General features: G+C 64.2%; 9 protein-coding genes and 2 pseudogenes. 5 read left to right on the top strand and 6 right to left on the bottom strand.

Translation table 11 applies throughout. The features are described from left to right. Positions 1–4: 4 nt before the first annotated feature. From urtE to urtA, 5 genes and pseudogenes are all read right to left on the bottom strand, one after another. Positions 5–694, bottom strand: coding sequence for an urea ABC transporter ATP-binding subunit UrtE (urtE, locus tag ACVWW1_RS46090; protein WP_050400072.1), 690 nt, complete (start codon positions 692–694; stop codon positions 5–7). Positions 695–900: 206 nt separating this feature from the next. After that, positions 901–1,656, bottom strand: coding sequence for an urea ABC transporter ATP-binding protein UrtD (gene urtD, locus ACVWW1_RS46085; protein WP_063695194.1), 756 nt, complete (start codon positions 1,654–1,656; stop codon positions 901–903). Between the two features lie 12 nt (positions 1,657–1,668). Then, on the bottom strand, positions 1,669–2,805 hold the full coding sequence (gene urtC, locus ACVWW1_RS46080) for an urea ABC transporter permease subunit UrtC (protein WP_456660459.1): 1,137 nt from the start codon (positions 2,803–2,805) through the stop codon (positions 1,669–1,671). 17 nt (positions 2,806–2,822) lie between these two features. Further along, the gene (urtB, locus tag ACVWW1_RS46075; RefSeq protein ID WP_092125363.1) at positions 2,823–3,749 is read right to left on the bottom strand and encodes an urea ABC transporter permease subunit UrtB; all 927 of its coding nucleotides are present in this window, start codon (positions 3,747–3,749) and stop codon (positions 2,823–2,825) included. 167 nt (positions 3,750–3,916) lie between these two features. Continuing rightward, a pseudogene (urtA, locus tag ACVWW1_RS46070) lies at positions 3,917–5,180 on the bottom strand (urea ABC transporter substrate-binding protein). Positions 5,181–5,347: 167 nt separating this feature from the next. Here urtA and ACVWW1_RS46065 point away from each other — a divergent pair. From ACVWW1_RS46065 to ACVWW1_RS46050, 4 genes and pseudogenes are all read left to right on the top strand, one after another. Beyond that, a pseudogene (locus ACVWW1_RS46065) lies at positions 5,348–8,717 on the top strand (hybrid sensor histidine kinase/response regulator). Next, complete coding sequence (locus ACVWW1_RS46060; protein WP_176532321.1) at positions 8,707–9,633, top strand: response regulator transcription factor; 927 nt, start codon at positions 8,707–8,709, stop codon at positions 9,631–9,633. The pseudogene ACVWW1_RS46065 and the gene ACVWW1_RS46060 overlap by 11 nt, the downstream one beginning before the upstream one ends. A gap of 96 nt (positions 9,634–9,729) precedes the next feature. After that, positions 9,730–10,608, top strand: coding sequence for a LysR family transcriptional regulator (locus tag ACVWW1_RS46055; protein ID WP_456660458.1), 879 nt, complete (start codon positions 9,730–9,732; stop codon positions 10,606–10,608). A 164-nt stretch (positions 10,609–10,772) separates the two neighbouring features. Continuing rightward, positions 10,773–11,447, top strand: coding sequence for a peroxiredoxin-like family protein (locus tag ACVWW1_RS46050; RefSeq protein ID WP_456660457.1), 675 nt, complete (start codon positions 10,773–10,775; stop codon positions 11,445–11,447). Positions 11,448–11,501: 54 nt separating this feature from the next. Here the strand turns inward: ACVWW1_RS46050 and ACVWW1_RS46045 are convergent, their stop codons facing one another. Further along, positions 11,502–12,488 carry an AraC family transcriptional regulator gene (locus ACVWW1_RS46045; protein WP_456660456.1) on the bottom strand — a complete coding sequence of 329 codons (987 nt, stop codon included), beginning with the start codon at positions 12,486–12,488 and terminating at the stop codon, positions 11,502–11,504. 130 nt (positions 12,489–12,618) lie between these two features. Between ACVWW1_RS46045 and ACVWW1_RS46040 the strand changes: the two genes are divergently transcribed. Continuing rightward, positions 12,619–13,155 (top strand): carboxymuconolactone decarboxylase family protein, encoded by a 537-nt coding sequence (locus tag ACVWW1_RS46040; RefSeq protein ID WP_456660455.1) that lies wholly within the window; start codon positions 12,619–12,621, stop codon positions 13,153–13,155. Positions 13,156–13,179: the final 24 nt, after the last annotated feature.

Genomic DNA, 13,179 nt, shown 5'->3' with positions numbered 1-13,179 from the left:
CTGGTTAGACGGACAGGTATTTGGAGATCTGCGCGGCATCGACGCTGGCGCGCGGATCGTCGCGGACGATCTCGCCGTTCTCGATGACGAGCACGCGGTCGGCGATGTCGAGCGCGAAGCTCAGAACCTGCTCGGAGACAACGATCGACAGCCCCCGTTCATCGCGGATCCGCTTCAGGGTGCGCGCCATGTCCTTGATGATCGACGGCTGGATGCCTTCGGTCGGCTCGTCGAGCAGCAGCACCTTCGGCTTGGTCGCCAGCGCGCGGGCGATCGCGAGCTGCTGCTGCTGTCCGCCCGAGAGGTTGCCGCCGCGGCGGCCCTTCATCTCGAGCAGCACCGGGAACAGCTCATAGATGTCGCCGGGCACTTCCGAGCCGCCTGACACCACGAGCCCGGTCTCGATGTTCTCCTTCACGGTCATGGTGGAGAAGATCATGCGGCCCTGCGGCACGTAAGCGAGCCCCTTCGCCACCCGCTCGTAGCTCTTCATCGCGCCGAGCTCGGTGCCATCCATGGTCACCTTGCCGCTCTTGGCCGGCAGGATACCCATCAGCGACTTCATCAGCGTGGTCTTGCCCATGCCGTTGCGGCCCATGATGGCGACGATCTCGTTCGGCGCGACGGAGACGTTGAGGCCGTGCAGCACCTCGCTCTGGCCGTAAGCGACGTGAAGATCATTGATTGCCAGCATGTGCGTCCTCTATTGCCGGATCGTCTTCTTCACCTCTCCCCAACGGGGAGAGGTCGAATTGCGCAGCAATTCGGGTGAGGGGTTCGGTCCCACGAGAGAGCGCAACCCCTCACCCGGATCGCATCTATCGATGCGAACCGACCTCTCCCACAAGGGGAGAGGTGAACCGAGTGCGCGGCTGCCGCTCGTGGCGTTTCGATCATCGATCAGTGCCCCAAATAGACTTCGATCACCTTCGGATCGTTCTTGACGTGCTCCATCGTCCCCTCGGACAGGATCTGGCCCTGATGCAGCACCGTGACCTTGTGCGCGATGTCCTCGACGAATTTCATGTCGTGCTCGATCACCAGCACCGAGCGATCCTTGATGATGCGATTGAGCAGCTCGGCGGTCTTGGCGCGCTCGGAGACGCTCATGCCGGCCACCGGCTCGTCGAGCATCAGGAGGTCCGGGTCCTGGATCAGCAGCATGCCGATCTCGAGCCACTGCTTCTGGCCATGGCTGAGCTGGTCGGCATAGGTGTTGAGGCGGTCCTTCAGGAAGATCATCTCCGCGACCTCCTCGACCCGCTGCTTGACCGCGTCATCGCGCTGGAAAGTCAGCGAGCCGAACACGGTGCGGCCGCGCGGGTAGGAGATTTCGAGATTCTCGAACACGGTGAGATCCTCGAACACTGACGGCGTCTGGAACTTGCGGCCGACCCCGGCCTGCACGATCTCGTTCTCGCGCAGCCGGGTCAGCTCCTGGCCGCGGAACTGGATCGAGCCTGACGTGGCCCGGGTCTTGCCGCAGATCAGGTCGAGCACGGTGGTCTTGCCGGCGCCGTTCGGGCCGATGATGACGCGGATCTCGTTCTCCTCGACATAGAAGGAGAGATCGTTCACCGCCTTGAAGCCGTCAAAGGACACGGTGAGGCCGGAGACAGCGAGCAGGAAATCCTTGGGCTGATGGCCGACGAGCATGATGGACCCTCCTCACTCGGCCGGTGCGCCGTCGGCGATCAGGCCGGCCGCCGATTTCGATTTGCGGGATGCGAACAGGCGATCGATGCTGGGCTGGATATGGTCCGCCCAGATGCCCGAGAGCCCGTTCGGGAAGGCCAGCACGACTGCGATGAACAGCGCGCCGAGGCCGAACAGCCAGAGCTGCGGGAACGACTCCGAGAGGCTGGTCTTGGCGAAATTGACCAGCAGCGCCCCCCAGACCGCGCCGAAGATCGACATCCGTCCGCCGACCGCGGTGTAGATCACCATCTCGATCGACGGCACGATGCCAACGAAGGACGGCGACATGAAGCCGACCTCGAGCGTGAACATGGCGCCGCCGATCGCAGCGAACACCGCCGCGGCGCAGAACGCGAAGATCTTGAAATTGGCGACGCTATAACCGGAGAAGCGCACGCGATCCTCCTGCTCCCTCATCGCCACCAGGATGCGCCCGAGTTTTGTCAGCCGGATGAATTGCGCGGCAACGATGCATCCGAACAGCAACACAACCTCGACAAAATACAGAATGAACTTGGCGTGATCGGTGCGGATGTCCCAGCCGTGCAGCGTGCGCAGATCCGTAATGCCGTTGATGCCGCCGGTGTAACCCTGCTGCCCCACGATCAGAATGGTGAGGATCGCGGCGATCGCCTGCGTGATGATCGCAAAGTACACGCCGCCGACCCGGCGCTTGAACATGGCGGCGCCGATGATCAGCGCGAACAAGGCGGGCACCAGCAAGATCGCCAGTACGGTGACCGGAAAGCTGTGGAACGGCTTCCAGAACAGCGGAAGCTGCGTGATCTGGTTCCAGTCCATGAAGTCGGGGATGCCCGGCGTCGACTGGATCTTGGTGTTCGCGACCGAGGACGCCTCGAGCTTGAGGTACATCGCCATGCAGTAGCCGCCGAGGCCGAAGAACACGCCCTGCCCCAGGCTCAGGATGCCGCCGTAGCCCCAGCACAGCACGAGGCCGATGCCGACGAAGGCGTAGGTCAGGTATTTGGCGACCAGGTTGAGGCGGAAGATATCCAGCGACAGCGGCAGGATGACAAGCAACAAGACCGCGAGCGCAAGGAAGCCGAGCAGTTCGGAGCGATTGAAAAAGCGCGAGTTGATGACCATGACCTGCCTGCTTGTTCTTATTTGCGGACCTTGAGCGCGAACAGCCCCTGCGGACGCACCATCAGGATCGCGACGATGGTCAAGAGCGTGATCACCTTGGCCATCGATCCCGACAGGAAGAATTCCAGCGTCGACTGGGTCTGCGAGATCGAGAAGGCGGAGGCGATGGTGCCGAACAGCGAAGCGGCGCCGCCGAACACGACGACCAGGAAGGTGTCGACAATATAGAGCTGTCCGGCGGTCGGCCCGGTCGAGCCGATCATGGTGAAGGCCGAGCCTGCGATCCCGGCGATGCCGCAACCGAGGCCAAAGGTGTAACGATCGACCTTCTCGGTGTTGATACCGACGGCGCCGGCCATCACGCGGTTCTGCACCACGGCGCGCACCTGCTTGCCCCAGCTCGACCAGAACAGCACATAGGCGACCGCGATCGTGATCAGCATGGTCAGCGCCATCACGAACATGCCGTTGATCGGGATCTGGATCGAGTCGGTCGCCTGCCAGGAGCCCATCATCCATTCCGGCAATTCGACGCCGACCTCGCGTGCGCCGAAGATCGAGCGATAGGCCTGCTGCAGGATCAGGCTGAGCCCCCAGGTCGCCAGCAGCGTGTCGAGCGGGCGCTTGTAGAGATGGCGTATCAGCGCCCATTCGACCAGCATGCCGAGCGCGCCCGAGGCGATGAATGCCAGGATCATCGCGATGAAGAAGTAACCGGGGAACAGCCAGGGCGCGACGTGCTGCACGGCGTTCGACGTCATCCAGGTGACGTAGGCGCCGAGGATCATGAACTCGCCATGGGCCATGTTGATGACGCCCATCTGGCCGAAGATGATGGCAAGCCCGAGCGCCATCAGCACATAGACGGAGAACAGGATGAGCCCGGCAAATCCCTGCATCGCAAGGATGGCGCCGAGATCGCTGATCGAATAGTCGCCGAACATCTGGTCCTCCAGTCCAAGGGGCACGCGCCGCCGGTCAAGCGACGCTCGTTCCGTGGCGAGGACGATGACGTCGACGCCGCGATGCGTTGTGGAGCTTCGTGGCCGGGTGAGCGGGTGCGATACCCGGGATGGCCCGGCATATCGCCCCGCTCATGCGGGCTACTGGCTCACTGGTAGCCCTTGGGGAACGGATCCGGCTCGACGAGATCGGCGGTCTCGTAGATCAGCTCATACTGGCCATCGGCCTTGGCGCGTCCGACGCGGGTTCTTCGACCACAGATGATGGTTCTCGTGGATCCGGACATAGCCTTCCGGCGCGCCCTTGAACTCGACGCCGGGGGAAGCCGCCGCGATCTTGTCGATGTCGAAGCTCTGCGCCTTCTCCACCGTCAACTTCCACAGCCACGGGCCGAGATACGCGGCCTGCGTCACGTCGCCGATCACGGTCTTCTCGCCCCACATCTTCTTGAACGCGGGCACGAAGGCCTTGTTGTTCGGATTGTCGAGCGACTGGAAGTACTTCATGCAGGCATAGGCGCCGGCGATGTTCTCACCGCCGATGCCGTCGATCTCGTCCTCGGTGACCGAGATCGTCAGCAGCGTCTGCTTCGACAGGTCGATGCCGGCCGCCTTGAGCTGCTTGTAGAACGCGACGTTCGAGCCGCCGACGATGATCGCGTAGATCACGTCGGGCTTGGTCAGCTTGATCTTGTTGATGACCGAATTGAACTGGGTCGAGCCGAGCGGGAAGTATTCCTCGCCGACCACCTTGCAACCCTGCAGATGGTTCTCGATGTGCTTGCGCGCGATCTTGTTCGAGGTGCGGGGCCAGATGTAATCCGAGCCGAGCAGATAGAAGCTCTTGGCGCCCTTGGTCTTGTTGACCCAGTCGAGGCCGGCGATGATCTGCTGCGTCGCCTCCTGGCCGGTGTAGATGACGTTCTTCGACTGCTCGAGGCCTTCATAGAAGGTCGGATAGTACAACATGCCGTTATACTGTTCGAACACGGGCAGCACCGCCTTGCGCGAGGCGGAGGTCCAGCAGCCCATCACGGCTGCGCATTTGTCGTTGACCAGCAGCTTCTTGGCCTTTTCCGCGAAGGTCGGCCAGTCGCTCGCGCCGTCTTCCTGGATGAACTTGATCTTGCGGCCGAGCACGCCGCCGGCGGCGTTGATCTGCTCGATCGCCAGCTTCTCGGCCTCGACCGACCCGGTCTCCGAGATCGCCATGGTGCCAGTCACCGAATGCAGGATGCCCACCGTGACTTCGCTATCGGTGACTGCAAGACCCGTGGTGTTGACCGCGGAGGTTGCAGGAACGTCGGCAAAAGCGGGTCGGCCCAGCATCGAAACAGCCGGCAAAGCCGCCATTCCCATCAAGAGCTTGCGGCGGAGCGGAGACTTCAGGCCTGGTCTGGTTTCGTCTGACATGAGCACCCCATTGGTTCGAGAACGCTTATTGATCAGGCGAGGATTGCTCACTTTTGTGCAGCGCACTGATACGTGAGATCGCGTATACTGCACCGCAAAATAGCGACGTAGGTTTTTGGTACGGGATTTGCCCGCGATCAGAGCATCGTGGACCAGGAGTAGAGCGAGTGGCAGGGCGGCAGCGGATTGACCGCGTCAGGCGCCAATATAATCAATGGGTCGCCAACCAGACGCTGGAAGACTACGCGCTGCGCTTCACCGCCAAGAGCGCGCGGCGCTGGTCCGCCGCCCGCGTCGCCAACACCGCGCTCGGCGCGATCTCCTTCCTCGCGCTGGAGGCGATCGGCGGCACCATCACGCTGAACTACGGCGCGATCAACGCCTCCGCCGCGATCCTGGTCGTCAGCGTCATCATCTTCCTCTGCGGGTTGCCGATCGCCTACCATGCCGCGAAAAGCGGCATCGACATCGACCTGCTGACCCGCGGCGCCGGCTTCGGCTATATCGGCTCGACCATCACCTCGCTGATCTACGCCTCCTTCACCTTCATCTTCTTCGCGATCGAGGCCGTGATCCTGGCCAGCGCGCTGGACATGTGTTTCGGCATCCCGCGGCCGATCGGCTACCTGATCAGCGCGGTCGTGATCATTCCGCTGGTCGTCTACGGCATCACGCTGATTAGCCGCTTCCAGGTCTGGACCCAGCCGCTGTGGGTGATCCTGCATATCATGCCGTTCGCGGCGATTGCCTGGGCCAACCCGCATTCGTTCACCGAGTGGCGCAAGTTCGCCGGCGAGCACGGTGATCCCGCGGGCAACCTCGATCTCCTGCTGTTTGGCACGGCGGCCTCCGTCGTGTTCGCACTGGTGGCACAGATCGGCGAGCAGGTCGACTTCCTGCGCTTCCTGCCGCGCGACCGCCGCACCTCGCGAAAGGCCTGGTGGATCGCACTGCTCAGCGCCGGTCCGGGCTGGATCGTGCTCGGCGCGCTCAAGCTGCTCGCCGGCTCGTTCCTCGCTTTCTTCGCGCTCAGCCACGGCGTCTCGGCCGAGCACGCGGCCGAGCCGGCGAACATGTATCTCGAAGCCTTCCGCTACGTGCTGTCGCAGCCGGATCTCGCGATGGCGCTGACCGGGACGTTCGTGATCCTGTCCCAGGTCAAGATCAACGTCACCAACGCCTATGCCGGCTCGATCGCCTGGTCGAACTTCTTCTCCCGCCTCACCCATTCGCATCCCGGCCGCGTGGTGTGGCTGGTGTTCAACGTCGTGGTCGCGCTGCTGTTGATGGAGATCGGCGTCTACAAGGCGCTGGAGCAGACGCTCGCGCTCTACTCGAACGTCGCAATCGCCTGGGTCGGCGCGCTGGTGGCCGATCTCGTCATCAACAAGCCGCTCGGCTTGCGGCCGCAGCATATCGAGTTCAAGCGCGCACATCTCTGCGACATCAATCCGGTCGGCGTCGGTGCCATGACGATCGCGACCGTGGTCTCGATCAGCGCGTTCTACGGCCTGTTCGGCCCGACGGCGAAGGCGCTGTCGGCCTTCGTCGCGCTTGCGGTTGCCTTCATCACGGCTCCCCTCATTGCCTGGGCGACCGGCGGCAAGTACTACATCGCCCGCAAGCCGAAGCGGAGCTGGCAGAACATTGAATCGATCCAGTGCTGTATTTGCGAGCATGCGTTCGAGCCCGAGGACATGGCCGCCTGCCCGGCCTATGCCGGCCCGATCTGCTCATTGTGCTGCTCGCTCGACGCCCGCTGCCACGACCTCTGCAAGCCGCATGGGCGGATCGGCGCACAGGTCTCGGAAGCCCTGGGCAAGGTGATGCCGCAGCCGATCTACGCCCGCATCAACTCGCAGCTCGGACATTACCTCGGCGTGTTCGCCGTCTCGGCCGGCCTCGTGGCGCTGGTGCTCGGCCTGATCTACCTGCAGACCACCGCAGCCATGCATGCCAACGAGCTATTGGCCGACGTGCTGTGGAAGGTGTTCTTTGCGCTGACCCTCATCATCGGCGTCGTCGCCTGGCTGTTCGTGCTGGCGCAACAGAGCCGGCGTGCCGCGGAAGACGAAACTCGCCGGCAGACCACGCTGCTGATCCAGGAGATCGACGCCCACAAGCGCACCGACGCCGAGCTGCAGCGCGCCAAGGAAGTCGCCGAGGCCGCCAATCTCGCGAAGAGCCGATACGTCGTGGGTCTCAGTCACGAACTTCGCTCGCCGCTCAATGCGATCTCCGGCTATGCGCAGCTGCTGGAGCAGGACGACAGCCTCCCGGTGCGGCCACGCGGGCAAGTGCGCGTGGTCCGCCGTAGCGCGGATCATCTGTCGGGCCTGATCGATGGCATTCTTGATATCTCCAAGATCGAGGCCGGCCGCCTCTATCTATCGCGCGACGAGGTGCGGCTGAACGATTTCCTCGAGCAGCTGGTCGGCATGTTCCGCCTGCAGGCCGCAGCCAAGAGCATCGACTTCGTGTTCAGGCGGCCGGCCGTGCTGCCGGTCGTGGTCTATGCCGACGAGAAGCGGCTGCGGCAAATCCTGATCAACCTGCTCTCGAATGCGATCAAGTTCACGCAGACCGGCAAGGTGCAATTCGTGGTGCATTATCGCAGCCCGGTCGCCGAGTTCGAGGTGATCGATACCGGGCCGGGCATCCAGCCCGACGATCTCGAACGGATCTTCGCGCCGTTCGAGCGCGGCGCGCTCGGCGTCACCCAGCCGCAGACCGGCACCGGGCTCGGCCTCACCATCAGCCGCCTGCTCGCGGGTGTGATGGGCGGCGACATCAAGGTCTTGAGCACGGTCGGCACCGGCAGCACCTTCCGCGTCAAGCTGCTGCTCTCCGAAGTCACCAATCCACGGCGCGATGCGCCGGTCGACGCTCCGGTGTACGGCTATCACGGCCCGCGCAAGACGATCCTGATCACCGACGATGACCCGACCCACCGCGACCTGCTACGCGAGATCCTGGCGCCGCTCGGCTTCATCCTGCTCAGTGCGCCTGACGGGCCGGGCTGCCTGGCCCTCGCGCAGCATTGTCGGCCGGACATGTTCCTGCTCGATATCTCGATGGCGGGCATGGACGGCTGGACGGTCGCTGAAACCTTGCGCTCCGAAGGTCATCACCAGGCCCGCATCCTGATGATATCCGCGAGCGCATTGGAAGCCCATGGCGCGCCGCTGGCGCAACCGTTCCACGACGGCTATTTGATGAAGCCGATCGACATCCCGCGGCTGCTCGAGAGCATCCGCCAACTGCTCAAGATCGAGTGGCAGTATGAGGCCGAGCAGGTTCCGCCCCCGCAATGGAAGCCCGACACGGGTTCGCGCCCCGCCGGTGAAATATGTCGAAGAGCTGATCAGCCTCGGCCAGCTCGGCTATATCAGGGCGATCCAGCTCAAGCTCGACGAGATCGGCAACGAATGTCCCGAACATGCCGATTTCGTCGGCCAGATGCGCACGCTGATCGACCGTTTCGATCTTGATCAATATATGGCGACGTTGAAAACTTTGCACAGCTATGACCATTGAACAGCGAAAGCGCGACGTTGCCCTTGTCGTCGACGACTCGCCCGAGACGTTGCGCCTGCTCACCGACGCGCTCGACGGCGCCGGCATGACCGTGATGGTCGCACTCGACGGCGCCTCCGCGATGCGCATCGTCGACCAGATCACGCCCGATATCGTGCTGCTCGATGCCGTGATGCCCGGCATGGACGGCTTCGAGACCTGCCGGCGGCTGAAGCGCGACGCCGGGCTCGACGGCGTGCCGATCATCTTCATGACGGGGCTGGCCGAAACCGAGCACATCGTGCGTGGGCTGGAGGCCGGCGGCGTCGACTATGTCACCAAGCCGATCGTCGTCGAGGAAATGCTGGCGCGCATCCGGGTGCATCTCGCCAACGCACGGATGACCCAGAGCGCCCGCGCCGCGCTGGACGTCTCCGGCCGCTATCTGCTCGCGGTCAACAGCTCAGGCGCCCTGCTATGGGCGACGCCGCAGGCACAGCGGCTGCTGTCGGATACGCTCGCCGATGCCGCCGACAATTTCGTGCTGCCGGAGCCGATGCCGCAATGGCTTGAACAGGCGCAGAAGGGGAAAGCCGGAGCGAAGACCGCAACCGTGGCGCCATTCCCCGGCAGCGAGCAGCTTCGCCTGCAATTCATGGGCAAGCTCGGGCCCAACGAATTCCTGCTGCGGCTGGCCAAGGACACCAGCGGCGACATGCCGGCCGAGTTCTCCAGCGAGCTCGGCCTGACCACCCGCGAGGGCGAGGTGCTGTCCTGGCTCTCCAAGGGCAAGACCAACCGCGACATCGCGCAGATCCTGGGCTTAAGCCCACGCACCGTCGACAAGCACCTCGAGCAGATCTACGCCAAGCTCGGCGTCGAGAATCGCACCGCCGCCGCCGCGATCGCGGTCAACGCCAGGCATCGCAAGTCGTAGCCTGCCGCCTTCGCTGCCGGCGCGCGTCTGAAGATGGCCAATCGCCTCGGACCATGACAGGATGGGCATGATCGCTCATTCCTGCGGAGAATAGCCATGGATCGTCTGGCGGCGATGGAGACGTTCGTGCGGGTGGTCGAGACCGGCTCGTTCTCCGCAGCGGCGCGACAGCTCCGGGTCGGCCAGCCGGCAGTCTCGAAATCAGTCGCACAGCTCGAGGAATTTCTCGGGGTCAAGCTGCTCACGCGCTCCACCCGCGGGCTTACCCCGACGGAAGCGGGGCTCGGCTATCTCGAGCGCGCCAGGCGCGCGCTTGAAGAGGCGGCCGAGGCCGAGATCGCGGCGCGCGGCGCCGGAGCCGGCCTCAAGGGACGATTGCGGGTCTGCGCCGCTGTCACCTTCGCCCGGATCCATCTCATTCCGATGCTGCCGAAGTTTCTCGCGCAGCACCCGGAGCTGGAGCTCGAGGTCGTGCTCGACGACCGCCAGATCGATCTTGTGCAGGAAGGCATCGACGTCGCACTGCGGATGGGCAAGATGACGGATTCGACGCTGACTGCCCGCCGTGTCGCGAGATGCAAGCGCCTCGTGCTGGGCACACCGGCCTATTTCGACCGCGCCGGCACGCCGGCCACGCCGAGCGAATTGAGCCGGCACCAGGCCGTCGTTTATCTGCGCGAGGGCAGCGTGTGGTCCTTTCAGCGCGAGAGCACCGAACTGGCCGTCACGGTGCGGAGCCGGTTGCGGGTCACCGCGGCCGAAGGCGTCCGGGCTGCGGTGCTTGCCGATGCCGGGCTCGCGATCGCCTCGGAATGGATGTTCAGCCCCGAACTGAAAGCGGGCACGGTGCGTGCGGTCCTGCCGGAATGGAGCCTGCCCGCGCTCGATCTCTGGGCCGTGCTTCCGACCGGGCGCGCCGCGACTGCCAAGGCCCGCGCATTCGTGAACTTCTTCGAGCGCAGCTTCAATGCTTGAGCGTCATCCGCCGGTTGAAGCGGTTCGCGCCTATTCCGGCCAGGAATAAGCGCTAGTCCAGCGGCAGCGCTACCCTGTGCGGCCATCTCATTTAGCTTCCTGCGTGTGATTTCAACAAACGGACGGCGCTGCCGTCCACCACGCAGAAGCCAAGGAGAACCGCCATGTCGCTGCAAGCCAAGCTCGACGCTTTCAAGGCCGATTTCGAAGCCGGAAAGCCGCCCTACAACGTTCCGCCAGCCGTCATCGAGATCATGCACCGTGCCACCGCAGAGCTTGTCGCGTCCGGTGCGGCCCAGCGCGCCAAGAAGGCGGGCGATGTCGCCCCTGCCTTCTCGCTGCGGGATCCCGACGGCAATATCGTCAACTCGGCCGACCTGCTGAAGCGCGGCCCGCTGGTGCTCAGCTTCTACCGCGGCGTCTGGTGCCCGTATTGCAACATGGAGCTGCAGGCGCTGGAAGCCGCCAAGCCGGAATTCGACAAATACGGCGCTTCGCTGGTCGCGATCTCGCCGCAGACCGCGCCGAACAGCCGGAAGTCAGTGCGCCAGAACAAGCTTTCGTTCCCGATCCTGTCCGACGTCAAGGGCCAGATCGGCGACGCCTTCGGACTGCGCTTCCATCTGCCCGACTATCTGGTCGAACTTTACAAGCAGCTGAAGAACGATCTGCCGACCTTCAACGACGATCCGAGCTGGACGTTGCCGATGCCGGCCCGCTACGTCATCGGACAGGATGGCGTGATCCTCTACTCGGAGGTGAACCCCGACTATACCCGCCGCCCGGAGCCCGAGGACATGATCGCAGTTCTCCAGCAGGCGGCGGCCGTGAAGGCATGACAGCGCGCAGAGCGGCCGGTGGCGATCGCCCATCGGCCGCTTGCCTGTCGTGGGTCAAACCTGTACGGCGCCTGGCGGATCACCCGGTGCGGCGACACCCATCACGGCATCCGGTTCAGACGGTTGCGCCTTTCGCCACTGCGCCGGTGTCACGCCCATATGGCTCTTGAAGGCGCGCTGAAATGCGGCCTCGGACTGGTAGCCGACCATCTCCGCAACGGCGCCGGTCGACAGCGATGATCTCCTCAACTCGTTCGCCGCAAGCATCATCCTGATATCGGCAAGCAGATCGCTGGCCGATCGCCCAAGCTTCTCCTGGAACTGCCGTGCAAGCGTGGCGCGCGACATGTTGCAGAGACGCGCCAGCTCCGGCAGCGACCACGCGCGCGCAGGCTGGTTGAACATGGCCGCCACCGCCGGCGCAAGACGGGGATCGCCGACCAGTGCAAGCAGACCGTGTGACCTGTCATCGGTCTCGCTCGCAAGCCGCAGCACAAGCGCAAACATCGCCGTGGACAGCGCGTCCAGCATGGCGCGGCCGCCCAGATGATCGTCGGCCGTTTCGCTGCGCATCAGGGACACGAGCCCGGCGAGTTGTGCGGCGGTTCCCTTTCCCGTCCGCGGGCCGGCATGCACGACAAGACGCGGCGGAAGATAGGTGCGCAACAGACGGTCGTGCGGGGGCGCAATCGCGAAGTGTCCACACAGCAGGTCGAGCCGTTCGTCCGAACCCAGGTTTTCGCTGATCGTGAAATTCTGTGCCGCCCGGTTGCGCGCCGGCAGCGGTGTCGCCCCGCTGCCGTCATGCATCACGTGTCGCGGGTTACCTGGCAGCAGGAGAATGTCGCCGGTCTTCAGCAGCAACGGCCGACCGCCTGCGGGATCGTCCAGGATCGCCGAGCCGGCAAGCACCGCATGATAGGGAATCTCGTTGGACGCGCCCGGCCCCTGGTCGATGCGCCACGGCACGCTGTAGCTGCAACGCAGGTCGAGCCGCCCGCGCACCGGCATCATCGCGAACAGCCGACTGAGCCAATCCATGGCAGTCCCCCAAAGCGACCGGATTGAGACGATCGAGCATATATATGAGCTATATCGACATTCAGTGTCTCACATCTCGATCCTATTGTCACTCCGTAATCGTTCACCAACCCCAACAAGGAGTGCCACCATGTCCCGTCTCTCAGTCCCCAATCTCGAAACCGATACCGGCCCGTCGGGCCAGATCTACGCCCAGATCAAGAAGGCGGCCGGCAGCGTCCCGAACGCCTACGCGGCGATCGCCGCCCACGGCCCGGCCGCGCTCAAGTCGATGCTCGCCGCCGATGCGGTGCTCGCCAGCGGAAGCCTTTCCAAGCGCGATCGGGAGATCATCAAGCTCGTCATCAGCGCCGCCGGCGGCTGCGACTACTGTGTCGCCGCGCATTCCCATCTCGCCAGGCTCGCCGGCGTGAACGCGGACGTCCTCCAGCAGATCCGCGACGGCGCGCCGACCGGTGACGCCAAGCGCGATGCGCTGGTGCATTTCGTCCGTAAGCTCGCACAGTCGAGCGGCACCGTCAGCGACGCGGATTTCGTCGCGATCAAGGCCGCCGGCTACAGCGACGCGCAGCTGGTCGAGATCAGCCTGGCGTTCGCGACCATCGTCTTCACCAACGTCTTCAACCGCATCAACGACACCGACATCGACTTCCCCGCGGTCGCCTAGAGCAACCGCGCGATGTCACACGAA

The sequence above is a fragment of the Bradyrhizobium sp. JR3.5 genome, assembly GCF_054057015.1.
The sequence above is the reverse complement of the archived record's forward strand: the minus strand, read 5'-3'. Positions and strand labels throughout refer to the sequence as shown.

Excerpts from the sequence above, each read along its gene's own strand:
- urtE (WP_050400072.1), bottom strand. The coding sequence starts at position 694 with ATGCTGGCAATCAATGATCTTCACGTCGCTTACGGCCAGAGCGAGGTG.
- ACVWW1_RS46045 (WP_456660456.1), bottom strand. The coding sequence starts at position 12,488 with ATGGATTGGCTCAGTCGGCTGTTCGCGATGATGCCGGTGCGCGGGCGG.
- urtB (WP_092125363.1), bottom strand. The coding sequence starts at position 3,749 with ATGTTCGGCGACTATTCGATCAGCGATCTCGGCGCCATCCTTGCGATG.
- urtD (WP_063695194.1), bottom strand. The coding sequence starts at position 1,656 with ATGCTCGTCGGCCATCAGCCCAAGGATTTCCTGCTCGCTGTCTCCGGC.
- ACVWW1_RS46060 (WP_176532321.1), top strand. The coding sequence starts at position 8,707 with ATGACCATTGAACAGCGAAAGCGCGACGTTGCCCTTGTCGTCGACGAC.
- urtC (WP_456660459.1), bottom strand. The coding sequence starts at position 2,805 with ATGGTCATCAACTCGCGCTTTTTCAATCGCTCCGAACTGCTCGGCTTC.
- ACVWW1_RS46055 (WP_456660458.1), top strand. The coding sequence starts at position 9,730 with ATGGATCGTCTGGCGGCGATGGAGACGTTCGTGCGGGTGGTCGAGACC.
- ACVWW1_RS46040 (WP_456660455.1), top strand. The coding sequence starts at position 12,619 with ATGTCCCGTCTCTCAGTCCCCAATCTCGAAACCGATACCGGCCCGTCG.
- ACVWW1_RS46050 (WP_456660457.1), top strand. The coding sequence starts at position 10,773 with ATGTCGCTGCAAGCCAAGCTCGACGCTTTCAAGGCCGATTTCGAAGCC.